This window comes from Accumulibacter sp. (assembly GCF_029255145.1).
Classification (GTDB): domain Bacteria; phylum Pseudomonadota; class Gammaproteobacteria; order Burkholderiales; family Rhodocyclaceae; genus Accumulibacter.
The window spans coordinates 21,277-36,803 of sequence record NZ_JAPUVQ010000139.1; the positions used below are offsets into that span (position 1 = coordinate 21,277).

11 protein-coding genes are annotated in these 15,527 nt (G+C 65.0%); 6 read left to right on the plus strand and 5 right to left on the minus strand.

The features are described from left to right. Positions 1 to 7 precede the first annotated feature (7 nt). The 6 genes from Q1L50_RS17035 (at position 8) to Q1L50_RS17060 (ending at position 6,055) form a co-directional block, all read left to right on the plus strand. Positions 8 to 424, plus strand: a complete 417-nt coding sequence (locus Q1L50_RS17035; protein WP_300341033.1) for a biopolymer transporter ExbD — start codon at positions 8 to 10, stop codon at positions 422 to 424. Beyond that, positions 424 to 1,470, plus strand: a complete 1,047-nt coding sequence (gene lpxK / locus Q1L50_RS17040; RefSeq protein ID WP_300341035.1) for a tetraacyldisaccharide 4'-kinase — start codon at positions 424 to 426, stop codon at positions 1,468 to 1,470. The genes Q1L50_RS17035 and lpxK overlap by 1 nt, the downstream gene beginning before the upstream one ends. Continuing rightward, complete coding sequence (locus Q1L50_RS17045; RefSeq protein ID WP_300341037.1) at positions 1,451 to 1,627, plus strand: Trm112 family protein; 177 nt, start codon at positions 1,451 to 1,453, stop codon at positions 1,625 to 1,627. The genes lpxK and Q1L50_RS17045 overlap by 20 nt, the downstream gene beginning before the upstream one ends. A 14-nt stretch (positions 1,628 to 1,641) precedes the next feature. Further along, positions 1,642 to 2,418, plus strand: a complete 777-nt coding sequence (gene kdsB / locus Q1L50_RS17050) for a 3-deoxy-manno-octulosonate cytidylyltransferase (protein ID WP_300341040.1) — start codon at positions 1,642 to 1,644, stop codon at positions 2,416 to 2,418. A 131-nt stretch (positions 2,419 to 2,549) separates the two neighbouring features. Next, positions 2,550 to 3,203, plus strand: a complete 654-nt coding sequence (gene adk, locus Q1L50_RS17055; protein ID WP_300341043.1) for an adenylate kinase — start codon at positions 2,550 to 2,552, stop codon at positions 3,201 to 3,203. A gap of 422 nt (positions 3,204 to 3,625) precedes the next feature. Next, a complete protein-coding gene (locus Q1L50_RS17060; protein WP_300341045.1) occupies positions 3,626 to 6,055 on the plus strand; it encodes a sodium-translocating pyrophosphatase in 2,430 nt (809 codons plus the stop codon). 83 nt (positions 6,056 to 6,138) lie between these two features. On the opposite strand, the gene Q1L50_RS17065 is transcribed toward Q1L50_RS17060, so the two are convergent. From Q1L50_RS17065 to Q1L50_RS17085, 5 genes are all read right to left on the minus strand, one after another. Continuing rightward, positions 6,139 to 6,774 (minus strand): YbhB/YbcL family Raf kinase inhibitor-like protein, encoded by a 636-nt coding sequence (locus tag Q1L50_RS17065; RefSeq protein WP_300341048.1) that lies wholly within the window; start codon positions 6,772 to 6,774, stop codon positions 6,139 to 6,141. A 21-nt stretch (positions 6,775 to 6,795) separates the two neighbouring features. Beyond that, positions 6,796 to 8,334, minus strand: a complete 1,539-nt coding sequence (murJ, locus tag Q1L50_RS17070) for a murein biosynthesis integral membrane protein MurJ (RefSeq protein WP_300341051.1) — start codon at positions 8,332 to 8,334, stop codon at positions 6,796 to 6,798. Between the two features lie 239 nt (positions 8,335 to 8,573). Beyond that, positions 8,574 to 8,873: a hypothetical protein gene (locus Q1L50_RS17075; RefSeq protein WP_300341054.1), complete on the minus strand. Its 300-nt coding sequence runs from the start codon at positions 8,871 to 8,873 to the stop codon at positions 8,574 to 8,576. Positions 8,874 to 8,878: 5 nt separating this feature from the next. Then, a complete protein-coding gene (locus Q1L50_RS17080) occupies positions 8,879 to 9,163 on the minus strand; it encodes a hypothetical protein (RefSeq protein WP_300341056.1) in 285 nt (94 codons plus the stop codon). Between the two features lie 93 nt (positions 9,164 to 9,256). Next, positions 9,257 to 15,397 (minus strand): choice-of-anchor D domain-containing protein, encoded by a 6,141-nt coding sequence (locus Q1L50_RS17085; protein WP_300341059.1) that lies wholly within the window; start codon positions 15,395 to 15,397, stop codon positions 9,257 to 9,259. Positions 15,398 to 15,527: the final 130 nt, after the last annotated feature.

A 15,527-nucleotide genomic window follows, 5' to 3' on the forward strand; every position in this document is an offset into this window, starting at 1 on the left:
GCGGACGATGAACTTTCGCCGTGTTCGCGCCAGTGACGTCCCGGAGATCAACCTGATTCCGTTCATTGACGTGCTGTTGGTGATCATCATCTTTCTGATGCTGACGACCACCTATGCCAAGTTTTCCGGTCTCGAGATCAACCTGCCGACCGCTGATGCCAGCAAGCAGACGGAGCAACCGAACGAGGTCAACGTGACCGTGACCCCTGCCGGTGAGGTGCTGGTCAACAAGGCGCCGCTGGGCAAGGTCAGTGTTCAGGCGATCAGCGAAGCGTTGCGGCGCGCGGTCGGAGACGCCAAGGACCCGGTGGTGGTGATCAATGCCGATGCCAAGGCGACGCACCAGAGCGTCGTCGATATCATGCAGGCGGCGCAGGCCGCAGGCTATCCGCGCATTTCCTTCGCCACCCAATCACCGCGCTGATGGCTGCTGGCGGTGTCGCGCAGTGCCTGCCGCAGCGCTGGTACGAGCGGCGACTGGCTGCGGTGCTGTGGCCATTGCTACCTCTCTCGTTGCTTTTCGGGGTGCTGGTCTGGCTACGGCGCTGGCTGTACCGCTGCGGTGTGCTGCGTTCGTATCGCCTGCCGGTGCCGGTGGTCGTCGTCGGCAACCTGACCGTCGGCGGCAGCGGCAAGACCCCATTGGTGCTGTGGCTGGTGCGCTGTCTGCGCGAGCACGGTTGGCAACCGGGGATCATCAGTCGCGGCTACGGCGGCAGCGACGAGAGCGTGCGAGCGGTCGTGGCCGGCTCCGCCTCTGCGGAGGTGGGTGATGAACCGCTGTTGCTGGCCCGGCGCAGCGGCGCGCCGGTTTACGTCGGCCGCGACCGTGCCGCGGCAGGGCAAGCTCTGCTGGCTGCGCACCCCGAATGCGATGTGATCGTCTCCGACGACGGCCTGCAGCACTATCGCCTGCAGCGCTCGGTCGAACTGGCGGTCTTCGACGGGCGCGGCACCGGCAACGGCTGGCTGTTGCCGGCCGGGCCTTTGCGCGAGCCGTTGCCGCGGCTGGCGGGCGTGACCGCGGTGGTATGGAACGGCCGTCCGGAGCGGTCGCCGTTGGGCGCCGCCGGGGACTTGCCGCAGTTCGACATGCAGTTGATCGGCCAGCGCTTTGTCGCCTGCAGCGGCGAGTCACGCAGTTGCGATGCCGATTCCTTGCGGGGCCGGCCACTGCACGCCATCGCCGGGATCGGCGACCCCGGCCGTTTCTTTCGGCAGCTCAGGGATCTAGGGCTCGCTTTCGAAGCGCATCCATTTCCCGATCACCACCCGTATGACACGGCCGATCTGGCTTTCGCCGACAACGCCGTGCTGCTGATGACCGAGAAAGATGCGGTAAAATGCGCGGCGATTGCGAGCGGCGAGGCCTGGGTGCTGCCGGTCGAGGCGGTGGTCGGCACTCCCCCGGGTCGTGCCGCTCTGTTCGAGACAATTCTGGAGAAACTGCATGGACGCACGCCTGCTTGACATTCTCGTCTGCCCGATCTGCAAGGCTAATCTCGAATACCGCAAGGCCGAATCGGAACTGATCTGCAAACCCTGCCGTCTGGCGTTCCCGATTCGCGATGGCATTCCGATCATGCTCCAGGACGAAGCGCGCCAGCTGACTGCCGACTTGCTCTGACGTCCGGCGCCGCGATGCAAGCCGTGCTGCAATTCAAGGTGGTCATCCCCGCGCGCTACGCGTCGACGCGCTTGCCGGGCAAGCCGCTGCTCGACCTTGGTGGCAAACCGATGGTCGTGCGCGTTGCCGAGCGCGCGCTGCTCGCCGGCGCCGACGAGGTGCTGGTGGCCACCGACCATCCGGAGGTGCTGGCGGCTGCCGAACGGCACGGGCTGCGCGCATTGCTGACCCGCAGCGATCACGCCACCGGTACCGACCGTCTGGCCGAGGTGGCCGCGGTCGCCGGCTGGGACGATGACACGATGGTGGTCAACGTGCAGGGCGACGAGCCATTGATCGATCCCGCACTGATCGCCCGGACGGCCGCGCAGCTGGCCGAGAGTGGTGCCGAGATCGCCACGGTGGCGCATCCGCTGGCCGATGCGGCGGACTTCTTCAACCCCAACATTGTCAAGGTGGTGCGTAATGCCGTCGGCGACGCGCTCTATTTTTCGCGTGCACCGATCCCCTACGCGCGTGACCATTTTGCCCGCGAAGCCGGTGGCGAGACGCTGCCGGCCGCCATGCCCGCGTATCGGCACGTCGGGCTGTACGCCTATCGGGCGCACTTCCTGCGTCGCTATTCCGGGCTGACCCCTTCGCCGCTGGAAGGTATTGAAGCGCTTGAACAACTACGCGCCCTATGGCACGGATTCCGGATCAGTGTGGCGATTGTCGACCACCTGCCGGCAGCGGGGGTCGACACCCCGGACGATGCGCGCCGGTTGCAGGAGTGGTTCAAAAAGGTTTGACCGTGCGTGCGTTTGCGGGTACCGTGCGGCGTGTCAAGCACGACATGGTGCTGCCTGGGTCCTGTAGATTAAGCGCAAGTGTCTGAACTTCTGGATAATTTGTTCGATTTGACTATCAACGAAGGCGACGCATGAAACTCATCCTGCTAGGTGCGCCGGGGGCCGGAAAAGGCACCCAGGCGCAGTTCATTTGTGAGCAGTACGGTATTCCACAGATTTCCACCGGCGACATGCTGCGGGCTGCGGTGAAAGCCGGTACGCCACTCGGGGTGGAAGCGAAGAAGGTCATGGACGGGGGTGGCCTGGTGTCCGACGAAATCATTATTGGCCTGGTTCATGATCGGCTGCAGCAGGATGACTGCCGCGGCGGCTACCTCTTCGACGGTTTCCCGAGAACCCTGCCGCAAGCCGAGGCGATGAAGGTCGCTGGCGTGGCGCTCGACTACGTGCTCGAAATTGACGTGGCCGACAAGGAAATAATCGAGCGCATGAGCGGGCGTCGCGTTCATCCGGCTTCCGGGCGTACCTATCACGTTCGCTTCAACGCCCCCAGGGTCGCAGACCGGGACGATGTCACCGGCGAGACCCTGATCCAGCGCGGCGATGACCAGGAAGAGACAGTCAGAAAGCGCCTGGAAATCTATCATTCGCAGACCAGGCCTCTGCTTGAGTACTATCGCAGGTGGGCCGCCACCGGCGATCCGCTGGCGCCGAAGTGCCGCCGAATCGCCGGCGTCGGAAGCGTCGAAGAGATCAGGACGGCGGCTTTCGATGCGCTGCGCTAGGCGCTGGCAATGACTGCAGGGGGGCGGGCGGGATTTCCCGGTGCCTCACGCATCGACGTCGCCGCTCGGACTTTGTCGATAGTTCTTCTGGGGACCGCGTTGAGGCCGCCGCCCAGGCGCGTGACCGGTCTGTGCTGCACTGGCAAGGGCCTGTGTTCGCCGCCTGAGTTGCGTCGCTGGCCGCCGCTCGCGTAGTCACCGGGCGGGGACCAGAGCGGTTGCGGTTGGACTCGCTGTACGTCGTGCCCCGAACCGCTCGGGGATGCTTTGGGGTTCAGCGTTTGGGGTTCGGGGGCGTGGCAAGCGTGCGGGTGAGGTGCTTACAAGCTCGGCCTGATTCGTATAGAGTAGCTGACAGGGGTAAATCCGGCCCGCAGGGTGTCACCCACGGGACTGCGAAATTTTAGAGAGGGAGGTTGCTTATGTCGTCGTATCTGGTGTTCGCGCTGGTATGCGCGGTCATTGCAGTGCTTTATGGGGCTGCAATGACGAAATGGATTCTCGCGTTGCCAGCTGGCAACCCACGCATGCAGGAAATAGCCAAGGCCATTCAGGAGGGTGCGTCGGCTTATCTCGCCAAGCAGTACACGACGATTGCCATCGTCGGGGCGGTGCTCTTCGTGGTGATCTGGCTGGCTCTCGGCAAGGCGATGGCCATCGGCTTCCTGATCGGAGCGGTTCTCTCGGGAGCTACCGGCTTCATCGGGATGAACGTCTCGGTTCGCGCCAACGTGCGCACGGCTGAAGCCGCGCGAAACGGCATTGCCGCAGCGCTCGATGTGGCCTTCAAGGGTGGCGCGATCACCGGCATGCTGGTTGTCGGTCTGGGCCTGCTCGGGGTGGCGGGTTACTACGCCGTGCTGCGGGGAGCTGGCGGTGATTTCCAGCACGCGGTCGAACCGCTGGTTGGCCTGGCTTTCGGCGGCTCGCTGATCTCGATCTTTGCGCGACTGGGTGGCGGGATCTTCACCAAGGGCGCCGACGTCGGCGCCGACCTGGTTGGCAAGGTCGAGGCCGGAATTCCCGAGGACGACCCGCGCAACCCGGCGGTGATCGCCGACAACGTCGGCGACAACGTCGGTGACTGCGCCGGCATGGCGGCCGACCTCTTCGAGACCTACGCGGTGACCGTGGTGGCGACGATGGTCCTCGGCGCGATGATGCTCAAGGGCGTTGCCGGCGCCAACGACAACCTGATCATCTACCCGCTGGTCCTCGGCGGCGTATCGATCATTGCTTCGATCATTGGCTGCTTCTTCGTCAAGGCCAACGACGGCGGCAAGATCATGAACGCCCTCTACCGCGGCTTGGCGGTCGCCGGCGCGCTGGCCCTGGTCGCCTTCTATCCGGTGACCACCATGCTTCTGGGTGACGGGGTGACGCTCGCCGACGGCAAGCTGGTCAGTTCGGGGAGCATCTTCGGGGCGGCGGCGGTCGGTCTGGTGCTGACCGGACTGCTGGTGTGGATCACCGAGTACTATACCGGCACCGACTTTGCGCCGGTCAAGCGGGTTGCCGAAGCATCGACCACCGGTCACGGTACCAACATCATCGCCGGTCTGGCTGTTTCGATGAAGGCGTGTGCGCTGCCAGTGCTTTCCGTGTGCGCCGCGATCTACATCACCTTTGCTCTGGCTGGCCTGTACGGTATTGCCATCGCCGCGACCTCGATGCTGTCCATGACCGGGATCATCGTCGCGCTCGACGCCTACGGTCCGATCACCGACAACGCTGGTGGCATCGCCGAAATGTCCGGTCTGCCGAAATCGGTCCGTGACGTGACCGACCCGCTCGACGCCGTCGGCAACACCACCAAAGCGGTGACCAAGGGCTACGCCATCGGCTCCGCCGGTCTGGCGGCACTGGTGCTCTTCGCCGACTACACCCATGCCCTGGAAACCAACTTCGGTGGCAGCCTGCGCTTCGACCTCTCGGACCACATGGTGATCATCGGCCTGTTTCTCGGCGGCCTGATTCCCTACCTCTTCGCCGCCATGGCAATGGAGGCGGTGGGCCGCGCGGCCGGCGCGGTGGTTATCGAGGTGCGCCGGCAGTTCAAGGAAATCAAGGGCATCATGGAAGGCAAGGCGAAGCCGGATTACTCCCGCGCGGTCGGCATGCTGACCGCCGCGGCGATCCGCGAGATGATCGTTCCGTCGCTGCTGCCGGTGCTGGTGCCGGTGGTCGTCGGGCTGCTGCTTGGACCGAAGGCGCTGGGTGGCCTGCTGATGGGAACGATCATCACCGGCCTGTTCGTCGCCATCTCGATGACCACCGGTGGTGGTGCCTGGGATAACGCCAAGAAGTACATCGAGGACGGCCACTTCGGCGGCAAAGGCTCCGACGCCCACAAGGCGTCGGTGACCGGCGATACCGTCGGCGACCCGTACAAGGATACGGCTGGCCCGGCGGTCAACCCCTTGATCAAGATCATCAACATCGTCGCTTTGATGATCGTTCCCCTGATGGTTCCCGCGGGTGGCGTCAAACCAGCCGACGCCGCACACGCGGCAGCCGCGCCGGCGACCGCCATGGCGGCGCTACCGGCCGCCAAGATGCACTTCGAATCGGGCTCGGCGGCACTGCCGGCCGATGCGGCGGCGACGCTTGAACTGGTGGTCGTCTACGCCAAGGCCAACCCGAATGCGAAGCTGGTCATTGCCGGCTTCCACGACGATAGCGGCAGCCCGGAGGCCAATGCCGATCTGGCGAAGAACCGCGCGATGGCCGTCGCCGAGGCGCTGAAGAACGTCGGCATTGCCGAGGCGCGTATCGAGATGAAGAAACCGGCGCTGACGGTCGGCTCCGGCGATCCTGCCGACGCGCGTCGCGTCGAGGTCAGCGTGCAGTAGCGAGCGCAGTCAACGGGCGGGTTGTGATGCCCGCTGTATGCAAAGGGCCGCTGATGCGGCCCTTTTCTTTGCCCGTTGCAGGTCTACCCGGCGGCGATCAGCGCCGGATTGAGCGTGTAGGTTCCGCTCAGGCTCGCCTGTGCCAGGACGTGTCCCTGCATTGCTGCGCGGAGCTGCTGGCCGGTCAGCGTACCGGCGACGTCCAGCTGGGCTACGTCGAGAGCGAAAATCGTAAACACGTAATGGTGGACGATCTCGTCGTTCCACGGTGGGCAAGGGCCGTCGTAGCCGTAATAGTCGCCACGCATGTCATGGTCCCCGGCAAACCAGCTGGTGTAGTCGTTGACGCCCTGGCGCGAGTCGTGCGGGGCGTGCGGACCAGGCTTGCCACGGGGCGTGACGTCGTTGGAAAACTCGCCTTCGCCGATTTCGCTCAGGCTTGCGGGGAGATCGAACAGCACCCAGTGAAAGAAGTCCAGGCGCGGCAGTGATGCGGGTACCGTGCGGTCCTCCTGATTGACGTCGTCACCCTGGCTCGGGACGTCCGGGTCGTGACAGATCAGCGCAAAAGACCGTGTGCCGGCCGGCGTGTCGCTCCACGCCAGTTGCGGGTTGCGATTGCTGCCCAGGCCGACATGGTACTCGGGGTCGACGATGCCAAAGGCAAAGTCGCCGGGGATTTGCTGGCCGTCTTTGAAGCTATGGGTGGTCAATTTCATCGCTGCTCCTCTCCTGATTGATTACTCGGCCGCACTGCGCCTGAAGTCGCGGACGCGAAAGCCGACGACCCATAGTGTAGCGAAGTAAACCGCCGCACCGATAGCGATGACCAGCGAAAGACGCAGCAGGCGTTCGCCCAGTTTCCAGCTCAGCCAGGCGTTCGCGTCACCGGTGGTGAACCACAGCGTCGCACCCATCGCCGCCATGGCCAGCGCCAGCCGGCCGTAGAACAGAAACCAGCCGGCTTGCGGGGTGTAGACGCCTTGCCGCCGCAAGCCAAGGTACAGCAAGCCGGCGTTCAGGGACGCCGCCAGGCCGATGGATAGCGCCAGTCCGGCATGCTGCAGGGAGCCGATCAGGAGCAGGTTCATGATTTGCGTGGCGGCCAGCGAGAGCAGAGCGATCTTGACCGGCGTGCGCACGTTCTGGCGGGCGTAGAAACCCGGGGCAAGCACTTTCACCAGGATCAGGCCGAGCAGGCCGACGCTGTAGGCGAGCAGCGCGTTGCGGGTCATCAACACGTCGGTAACGGTGAACGCGCCGTGGTAGAACAGCGTCGTGATCAGTGGCACGGCGAGAATCGCCAGCGCCAGAGCGGCCGGGGCGGCGAGCAGGAAAGTCAGCCGCAAGCCCCAGTCGAGCAGTTGGGAGTACTCGTCGTGTTGCTCGCCGGCGTGGTACCTGGCCAGTGAGGGGAGGAGAACGGTCCCCAGAGCTGCGCCGAGCATGCCGGCCGGAAACTCCATCAGGCGATCGGCGTAATAGAGCCAGGAGACGCTGCCGGTGGTCAGGAACGACGCAAAGACGGTGTTCAGCAAGAGGCTCACCTGCGCCACCGAAACGCCGAGGACGGCAGGCCCCATCAGCCGGAAGATTCGCCGTACGCCGTCGTCGCGCAGGGTCAGCGAGAAGCGTGGCAGCATGCCGATGCGCCGCAGGGCCGGGAGCTGGAACGCCAGTTGCAGGGCTCCGCCGAGAAAAACCGCCCAGCCCAGAGCCATGATCGGCGGGTCGAAATGCGGCGCGGCATAAAGCGCCATGAGAATGAACGAGACGTTGAGCAGCACCGGCGTGAAAGCGGGTACGGCAAAGCGGCTCCAGGTGTTGAGTACGCCGCCGGCCAGCGCAACCAGTGACATGAACAGGATGTACGGGAAGGTGATGCGTGTCAGCTGGACGGTCAGCGCGAACTTTTCGGGGTCGTCGGTGAAGCCCGGCGCGGAAATGTAGACCAGCAGCGACGCGGCGGCCATTCCCAGGAGCGTCACCGCCAGGACGACGAGAAACAGCAGGCTGACGACGCGGTCGACCAGCTGCCGGGTTTCGTCAATGCCGCGCCTGTTCTTGTATTCGCCGAGCACTGGTACGAAGGCTTGCGAGAAGGCGCCTTCGGCAAACAGGCGGCGCAACAGGTTGGGCAGCTTGAAGGCGACGAAGAAAGCGTCGGTCAGCATCCCGGCACCAAAGGTCCGGGCGATCACGAAGTCGCGCACAAAGCCGAGCACGCGCGACAGCAGGGTCATGCTGCTGACGGTGGCGAGCGTCTTGAGGAGGTTCATTGCGGGTCCGGGCGGCGCCACCGGGGCGCGAAGCCCGTCATCTTAGCGCCTGAACGCCGGCCGGCAAAACGCCGTGCGACCGACCTGCAGGGATTTGCGTGTCCGGGGTCCGCCAGGCGGCCGGTGCTGGCAGGAAAAGAGAGTCCAGCGCGGCAGATGGGAGCCGTGCAAGGTCGATCGACCCGCTCCCAACCAGACCCGAAAACCTTGTCGGACGCCTGCGCTCTACTGCTGCCGACCTACGGGGTTTTCTTTTCCTCGGCGTTGATCGTGACACCGCGCTGCTGGAGCGCACTCACCACCACCTGGGCGTTCTTGTTGCCGGCGCTGGCGAGCTTCTGCGTGCCCGCTGCCAGCGAGTCGAGCTGGGCACGCATTTTCTTGGCGTTCTGGTAGGTTGCTTCCTGATTGTCACGCAGGCTCGCCAGCTGCCCGCGCTCCTGGTACAGGTGGCTCGCCTGGAAACCGAACCAGACCACCAGCGCCAGGGCGATCAACAACACCGGGACGAAATAGCTTGAAGGTTTCTGTTCATCCATCCCGATCACCGTGCCGGGCCAGTTTGCGGAGTGGCGCTGAAAGTGATCCCCTGCGAAGCCAGCAATTCGCGCAAGGCGGCGTCGTTATCCCTGGCCGCCAGGTCAGCCAGTGACTTGATCAAGGACTGGTAGAGCGGCTCCAGCTGCAAGCTTTGCTGGATGAACTGGCCACGGCTGGCCAGTTCGTTCTGCGCCTGCCGGTTGCCGCTGAACATCAGCGAGTCGACAATCGCCAGAAACAGCGCGAGCGCGCCCAGCAGCACCAGGGCGCGATATTGCGTGGTGGTCAATCGAGTACTCCCGAGAAGAGTGCGGGTCAAAAACACCCCGTCGCCGGGGGCCAAAGCGAGGCGGGTTCCCCTTCGAGGAACCCGCTTTAGGCTTTAGTTTAGCATCCCGCGGCGACGCTGGATGACGATCATCGCCAGCGCGATGGTCAGCAGCAGCAAGGTGCCAGGCTCGGGAACCTGTGGGCCGCCGGCTTGGACCGTGGCGAGGACCGAGAGCACGATGTCGTCGAAGGCGGCGCTGAAGCCGCTGCCGTTGTGCGCCAGCGCCTTGAGCACGATGGTGTCGCTGAAGTCGCCGACGGTCTGCGTATCGAGCGAGATCTGCAGGCCACCTTGCGAAGCCCCCGCCGCCAGATTGGCAAAAGACACAAAGCCGCTCGCCAGGAAGTCGCTGAGCGCGAGAGCGTAGGCGCCATCGAGCAGGTCAGCGGGACCAGTGACGTCGTTGGCGAGTTGCAGGAAGGCGGTGGCCACGCCGCTGCCTTCGGTAAGCGTGCCGAAGTCGAGCACGAAGCTGAAGCCGACGCCGGTCAGCGAGCCCTTGCCGCCCGTTTTCAGGAAGTTCGGATTGGCATAGTTGTTGACCTGCGCCTGCAGCGTCACGGCCGCATCGCCGAGGTCCAGGTCGGCCATTTCCGGGTTGTGGCTGGCAAACTGCAGGTTGGCCGCGCTACTGGTGAACACGCCGGCGTTGGCGGTATTCAGGCTCACTTGCAGGCTGCTGCTGTCGGTCTGGCCGGCCGCCAGGCCGCTGACGTTGCCACTGCCGCCGAACGGCCCAACCGGCATGTTGATGAAGCTGCCCTGCAGGGTGTCGTTGAGGGCGACCGTCGGTGCGGCGTTGCTCACTGAAATGCTCTTCGCGGCGACGACGTCGCCCTTGTGCACGATGCCGAAGTCGACCAGCGCCGTATTGACCTTGGCGATCGCCTTCTCGTACACGTTCCCGGCCAGGCTGACCAGCTGGTTGCCGACCGAAACGTCGCTGGCGCCGGTAGTGCCCGCACCCGTCGATTCGAAGTTCACCTGGGTGTTGCCACCGAAGCTGCCGGCGGTGCCGGTATTCAGCGCGACCTGCAGGCTGCTGGCGTCCGTTCCCTGCGCAGCGAGGTTGGCGATACTGCCGCTGGTCGAGAAACCGGCCGGGGCGGCGCCCGCAAAGCCCGCCTTGAGGCCTTCGGTGTAGATATCCGGACTCTGGTTGCTGACGCTGATCGCCGCCGTCGGTGGCGCGTCGCCGCGCCGTGCCGCAAGCGTGACGGTGGTCGTATTCAGCTTGGGGTCGGCGAGCCGGTAGACCGCACCCTGCACCGCGACATCCTGCGAAGCGAGGGTCATCTGGCAGTTCGGCGCGCAGTTGCCGACGTTATTGGCGTCGGAGACGAAAGCGATGGTGGCGGTGCCGCCGATCGCCCCGGCGCTGGCGGTGCTCATTCCGACGCTCAGGCTGTTGGCATCGGTCGCGCCCGGTGCCAGCAGGTTGAAGCTGCCGCTGGCGGTGATCGGGGCGTTGCCGCTGATGGTCGCGTTGAGCGCCGCCTGCGCGTTGCCGGTCGCCTGGTTGCTGACGCTGACTAGGGCGCTCGGCGACGCCGACCCGATCCGCACGTTGCCGAGATTGATCGGCTGCCCGGTGTTGATTACCGGGCTGGCCTGGTCGATGATGTTGCCGGTCGCTTCGATGGTGCCGACGACGCCGAAGTTCTCCGAACCGACGGCCAGCGTCCCGAGATTGTTGCTCACCCCGTTGACCGCGCCGGCGCTGACGTAGTTGACCGCGATGTGGCCATTGACGACGGCCGCCGCACTGGTGTTTACGCCAACCGACATGGTCCCGTTGCCGGCGTTGCTGTTGCTGCCGGCGAGGATGCCGTTGAGGCTGCCGACGCCAGTGATCAGCCCGGCGCCGGTACCGCCCGAGCTGCCGAAGCTGGCGTTCAGGTCTTCGACGAAACCGGTTGCGCCGCTTGCGGTGTTGCGAATGGTCAGGTTCTGGTTGACGATCTGGCCCACCTGAACGGTGCCGAAGTTCAGCGAGGCAGTCTGGATCGCGCCAGCGGCAAGCTGGTAGACATTGCCGTTGACGCTGACTACCTGGCTGCCGACGCTGGCGGGGTCGAGACCGTTGCTGACGCCATTGACCTTGCCGGCGGTCTGGTAGGCCAGCGTCACCGTGCCGACCTTGGCGCCGGCCGAACTGGTGTCGACCTGGGCCCCCATGGTGTTGCTGTTGCTGCTGCCGGCCAGCAGGCCGTTGATGTTGCCGCCGCTGATTCCGGCCTGCCCACTGCTGCCCGAGAAGCTGGCGTTCAGGTCTTCGGAGAAGCTGCCCGCGGGAGCAGCGTTGGTGACCGTGAAGAACTTTGCCAGCGACCCGCCGACGCGCTGGTTAGCTACCTGCACCGGCGACGATGCCTGTCCTACCGCGGCGTTGTACGCTGCCGCGCCACCGGCGAGGACGATGTTCAGCTTCTGGTCGGCGATGTTGTCGAAGTTGCTGCGCAGGTTCAGAACCTGACCGTTGAGCGGTGCGAGGGCGCCGGCGTTGGCGGCGGTGAAGGTCACCGCCTGATCACCGGTGTTGCTGCCCGGCGCGCCGGTATTGTAGTTGCCGGCGGTGACGCCGGTGCCGCTGAGGCGGGCGTCGGTCAGGTTGCCGCCGTTGACGCTGGTCTGGACGGCGCCACGCAGCGACGGACCGGTGGTGCCGGTGTTGGCAATCTGGTAATTGAAAGTGGTCGCGCCGACGCGCACGTTGCTGATGGTCAGTGTCGCGTTGGCGGTGTTGCCGTTGGTCACGTCGACGCCGGTGATGGCCTGCGCGGCGTTGCCACCAGCGAGGATCTGGCCAGCGCCCGAGACGCCGGCGCGGCGGTTGAAGGCGTTGCCGCTGCCGGCAACGACGCTGGTGTAGTCGGTGTTGATGGTCAGGTTCTGGGTGCCGATGTTCAGCGTCGAGCCGGCAGCGCCCATCACCAGCTTGCCTTGGGAATTGGGGGTATTGGCCAGGTTCATCACGCCGTTCGAATCGACCTGCAGCGTGCCCGTTCCTGTCAAGGCATTCTGGATGGTTAGCGTGCCGTTCTGTGCGCGCATCGTGCCGTTGTTGGTCAGCGCGCCAGAGATGTTGACGAAGATCGTGCCGCCGCCATCGGCGTTGATCGTGCCGTTGTTGGTCAGTGTCGCGGCGCCGCCGACGAAGGCCTGCTGGCCGATGGTGCCGTTCTGCCCGCGCACGGTCATACCCGGGCCGATGACGAGGTTGCCGGCCTCGACATTGAGTCGATTGGCGCCGCTGCCGTCGGCGAAGACGATGCTGCCGGTGCCGCCGATGGTCTGGTTGCCCTGCGGCGCCAGAATGCTGTTGTTGCCGATGTTGATCGTGCCATTGAGCGACATGCCGCCGGCCGAGACACGTTCGATGCCGGTGGCCGAAGCCATGTCCAGAACGCCATTGAGGGTGACCGCGTTGAGGAAGTTGTTGCTGCTGTTGCTGGCGACAAACTTGCCGCTGCCGTTCAGTGCACCACCGGTGAGCGAGGCGCCATTGAACAACACCGTGCTGCCGATGTCGGCGAACAGAGTGCCAGTAGTGTTGTCGTAGCCGCCACCCGCGTTCAAGGTCAGCTGACCGCCGTTGCGGGCTTCCATTGTCGCCTGGTTGATGACTTGTCCGCTGACTCCGACGGCGATGCTGCGACCGGCGATGTCGGCCGAGATCAGGCCCTGGTTGGTCAGCGTCGCAGCACCGCCGACAAAGCTCTGCGGGCCGATGGCGCCGTTGCCGCCGCGGACGGTGATGCCCGCAGCCAGCGTCAGGTTGCCGGCCTCGACGTTGAGGCGGTTGCTGGCATTGCTGTCGGCAAAGACGATGGTCCCGCTACCGCCGATGGTCTGGTTGCCCTGCGGCGCGAAGATGCTGTTGTTGCCAATGTTGATCGATGCACCGTTTAGGGTCAGGCCGCCGGCGACACGTTCGATACCGGTCGCACTCGCCAGGTCGAGCGTTCCCGCGAGCGTGACGCCGCTGAGGAAGTTGTTGCCGCTGTTGCTGGCGCGGAACGAACCGGGACCGGTGAGGTTCATGTCGCCGCTGATCGTCACCCCGTTTTGCGCGACCACGCTGCCTGCGCCAGCGAGGATCTGGCTGCCGGTGTTGCCGGTGATCGCCGAGTTCAGGTTAAGCGTGCCGCCGTTGAGCGCGGCCAGCGTGCCGTTGTTGGTGGTCAGGCCGCTGACGCCGACGGTGATCGCGCCGCCGGCGACATCGGCCTGGATGGTGCCGTTGTTGGTCAGGGTGGCGGCGCCGCCGACGAAACTCTGGGCACCGATGAAGCCCGTCTGCCCGCGTACGGTAATTCCCGAACCGACGACCAGATTCCCGGCTTCGACATTGAGACGGTTGCTGGCATTGTTGTCGGCAAAGACAATGGTGCCCGTGCCACCGAGGGTTTGGTTCCCCTGTGGCGCCAAGATGCTGTTGTTGCCGATGTTGATCGTCGCAGCGTTAAAGGTCAGGCCGTTGACCACCCGCTCGATTCCCGTCGCTGAGGCCAGGTCGAGGGTACCGCTGAAGTTGACCGTGTCGAGGAAATTGTTGCCGCTGTTGGACGGCCGGAACGAGCCGCTGCCGACGGCGTTCACCGTACCGCTGACGGTGACGCCATTCTGCGCGACGACGCTGCCGACGCCGGCCAGAATCTGGCTGCCGACATTGCCGGCCACTGCCGAGTTGAGGTTGAGGGCGCCGCCGTTCAGTGCCGCCAGCGTGCCGTTGTTGGTGGTCAGCCCGGTCACGGAAAGTGTGACTGCGCCGCCGGCGACATCGGCCTGGATGGTGCCGTTGTTGGTCAACGTGGCGGCGCCGCCGACGAAGCTCTGGGCACCGATGAAGCCTGTCTGCCCTCTTACCGTGACGCTGGAGCCGATCACCAGATTGCCGGCCTCGACGTTCAGCCGATTGCTGGCGTTGGCGTCGGCGAAGACGATGCTGCCGGTACCGCCGATGGTCTGGTTGCCCTGCGGCGCGAGGATGCTGCTGTTGCCGATGTTGATCGTCCCGTTGAGGGTCATGCCGCCGGCGGTGATACGTTCGATACCGGTGCTTGAGGCGATGTCCAGAAGCCCGTCGAGGGTGGCACCGTTGAGAAAATTGTTGCTGTTGTTGGTGGCGACGAGCTTGCCGGTACCGCTGGTTCCCAGGGTGCCGCCGGTGATTGACGAGGCGTTCAGCAGCACCGTGCTGCCGTTGAGCGCGGAGATCTGACCCAGCGCGCCCTGGCTGACGCCGACGCTCTGGATGTTCAGGGTAGCGCCATTGCGCGCTTCGAGCAGGTTGTTGTTGGTGACCCCGCCGCCTCCCGCACTGGCCAGGGTGATCTGACCACCGGCGACATCGGCCGAGATGGTGCCGTTGTTGACCAGTGTGTTGGCGCCGCCGATGAAGCTTTGCCCACTGCCAATGGTGCCGTTCTGGCCGCGGATCGCCACGCCGGCCGCCAGCGTCGTGGTGCCGGCGCCTTCTAGCTGGATGCGGTTGCCGGCCGCGCTACCGAAGCTGAGGGTACCGGTACCGGCGACGTTCTGGGTGCCCTCGAAGGTCAGCAGACTGGCCGAGTTGATATTCACCACGCCTGGCCCGCCGAGCGTCAGACCATTGACGATGCGCTCGATGCCGGTGTTGCTGGCGAGGTCCAGGCGGCCGTTCAAGGCGACACCGCTGAGGAAATTGTTGCCGTTGTTGAAGGCGACCAGCGCGCCGCTGCCGGTGGTGTTGATCGTGCCGCCGGTGATCGTGCTGCCGAACTGGTTGAGCACGCTGTCGGCGCTGATGTTGATTACCCCGCCGGTGTTGTTGATGTTGTGGCCGGCGGCGACCTGTAGCGCTGCGTTGTTGGGGTTGGGTCCGGCGCCGACATTGATGGTGCCCGTGTTGGTGGTGCTGCCTCCGCCGGCCAGGGTCAGCAGGAATGCATCGATATTGACGCCACCGCTGTTGGTCAGGTTCAGGATCGACTGTGCGGTGTTGACGGTCACTACCTTGCCGCCGGCGATGATCGCCGTATCGGGGCCACCGGTCGGCACGATGCCGCACGACCAGTCGCTGGCGGTGCTCCAGTTTCCTGTCGCCGGGTTCCAGGTGCAGTTGGCCGCGAGGGCTTGCTGCGCAGGAAAGGCGAGCAGGATCGCGAGAAGGGCCGGTTTGAGACTTGAAGTCGGTTGGTGGGCACGCATGGGTCTCTCCTGGGGTCACGAACGGGACGACGACAGCACTCGGCGCCATACTACAAGACAGAACGACTCTATAGGTTTGGGTAAAGCAAAAATTATGCCGGTTAGTGCACAACACTCTCATTGCAGTCCT

What these genes read in the sequence shown, in the direction of transcription:
- Q1L50_RS17035 (WP_300341033.1), top strand. Translation starts at nt 8, where the DNA reads ATGAACTTTCGCCGTGTTCGCGCCAGTGACGTCCCGGAGATCAACCTG.
- lpxK (WP_300341035.1), top strand. Translation starts at nt 424, where the DNA reads ATGGCTGCTGGCGGTGTCGCGCAGTGCCTGCCGCAGCGCTGGTACGAG.
- Q1L50_RS17045 (WP_300341037.1), top strand. Translation starts at nt 1,451, where the DNA reads ATGGACGCACGCCTGCTTGACATTCTCGTCTGCCCGATCTGCAAGGCT.
- kdsB (WP_300341040.1), top strand. Translation starts at nt 1,642, where the DNA reads ATGCAAGCCGTGCTGCAATTCAAGGTGGTCATCCCCGCGCGCTACGCG.
- adk (WP_300341043.1), top strand. Translation starts at nt 2,550, where the DNA reads ATGAAACTCATCCTGCTAGGTGCGCCGGGGGCCGGAAAAGGCACCCAG.
- Q1L50_RS17060 (WP_300341045.1), top strand. Translation starts at nt 3,626, where the DNA reads ATGTCGTCGTATCTGGTGTTCGCGCTGGTATGCGCGGTCATTGCAGTG.
- Q1L50_RS17065 (WP_300341048.1), bottom strand. Translation starts at nt 6,774, where the DNA reads ATGAAATTGACCACCCATAGCTTCAAAGACGGCCAGCAAATCCCCGGC.
- murJ (WP_300341051.1), bottom strand. Translation starts at nt 8,334, where the DNA reads ATGAACCTCCTCAAGACGCTCGCCACCGTCAGCAGCATGACCCTGCTG.
- Q1L50_RS17075 (WP_300341054.1), bottom strand. Translation starts at nt 8,873, where the DNA reads ATGGATGAACAGAAACCTTCAAGCTATTTCGTCCCGGTGTTGTTGATC.
- Q1L50_RS17085 (WP_300341059.1), bottom strand. Translation starts at nt 15,397, where the DNA reads ATGCGTGCCCACCAACCGACTTCAAGTCTCAAACCGGCCCTTCTCGCG.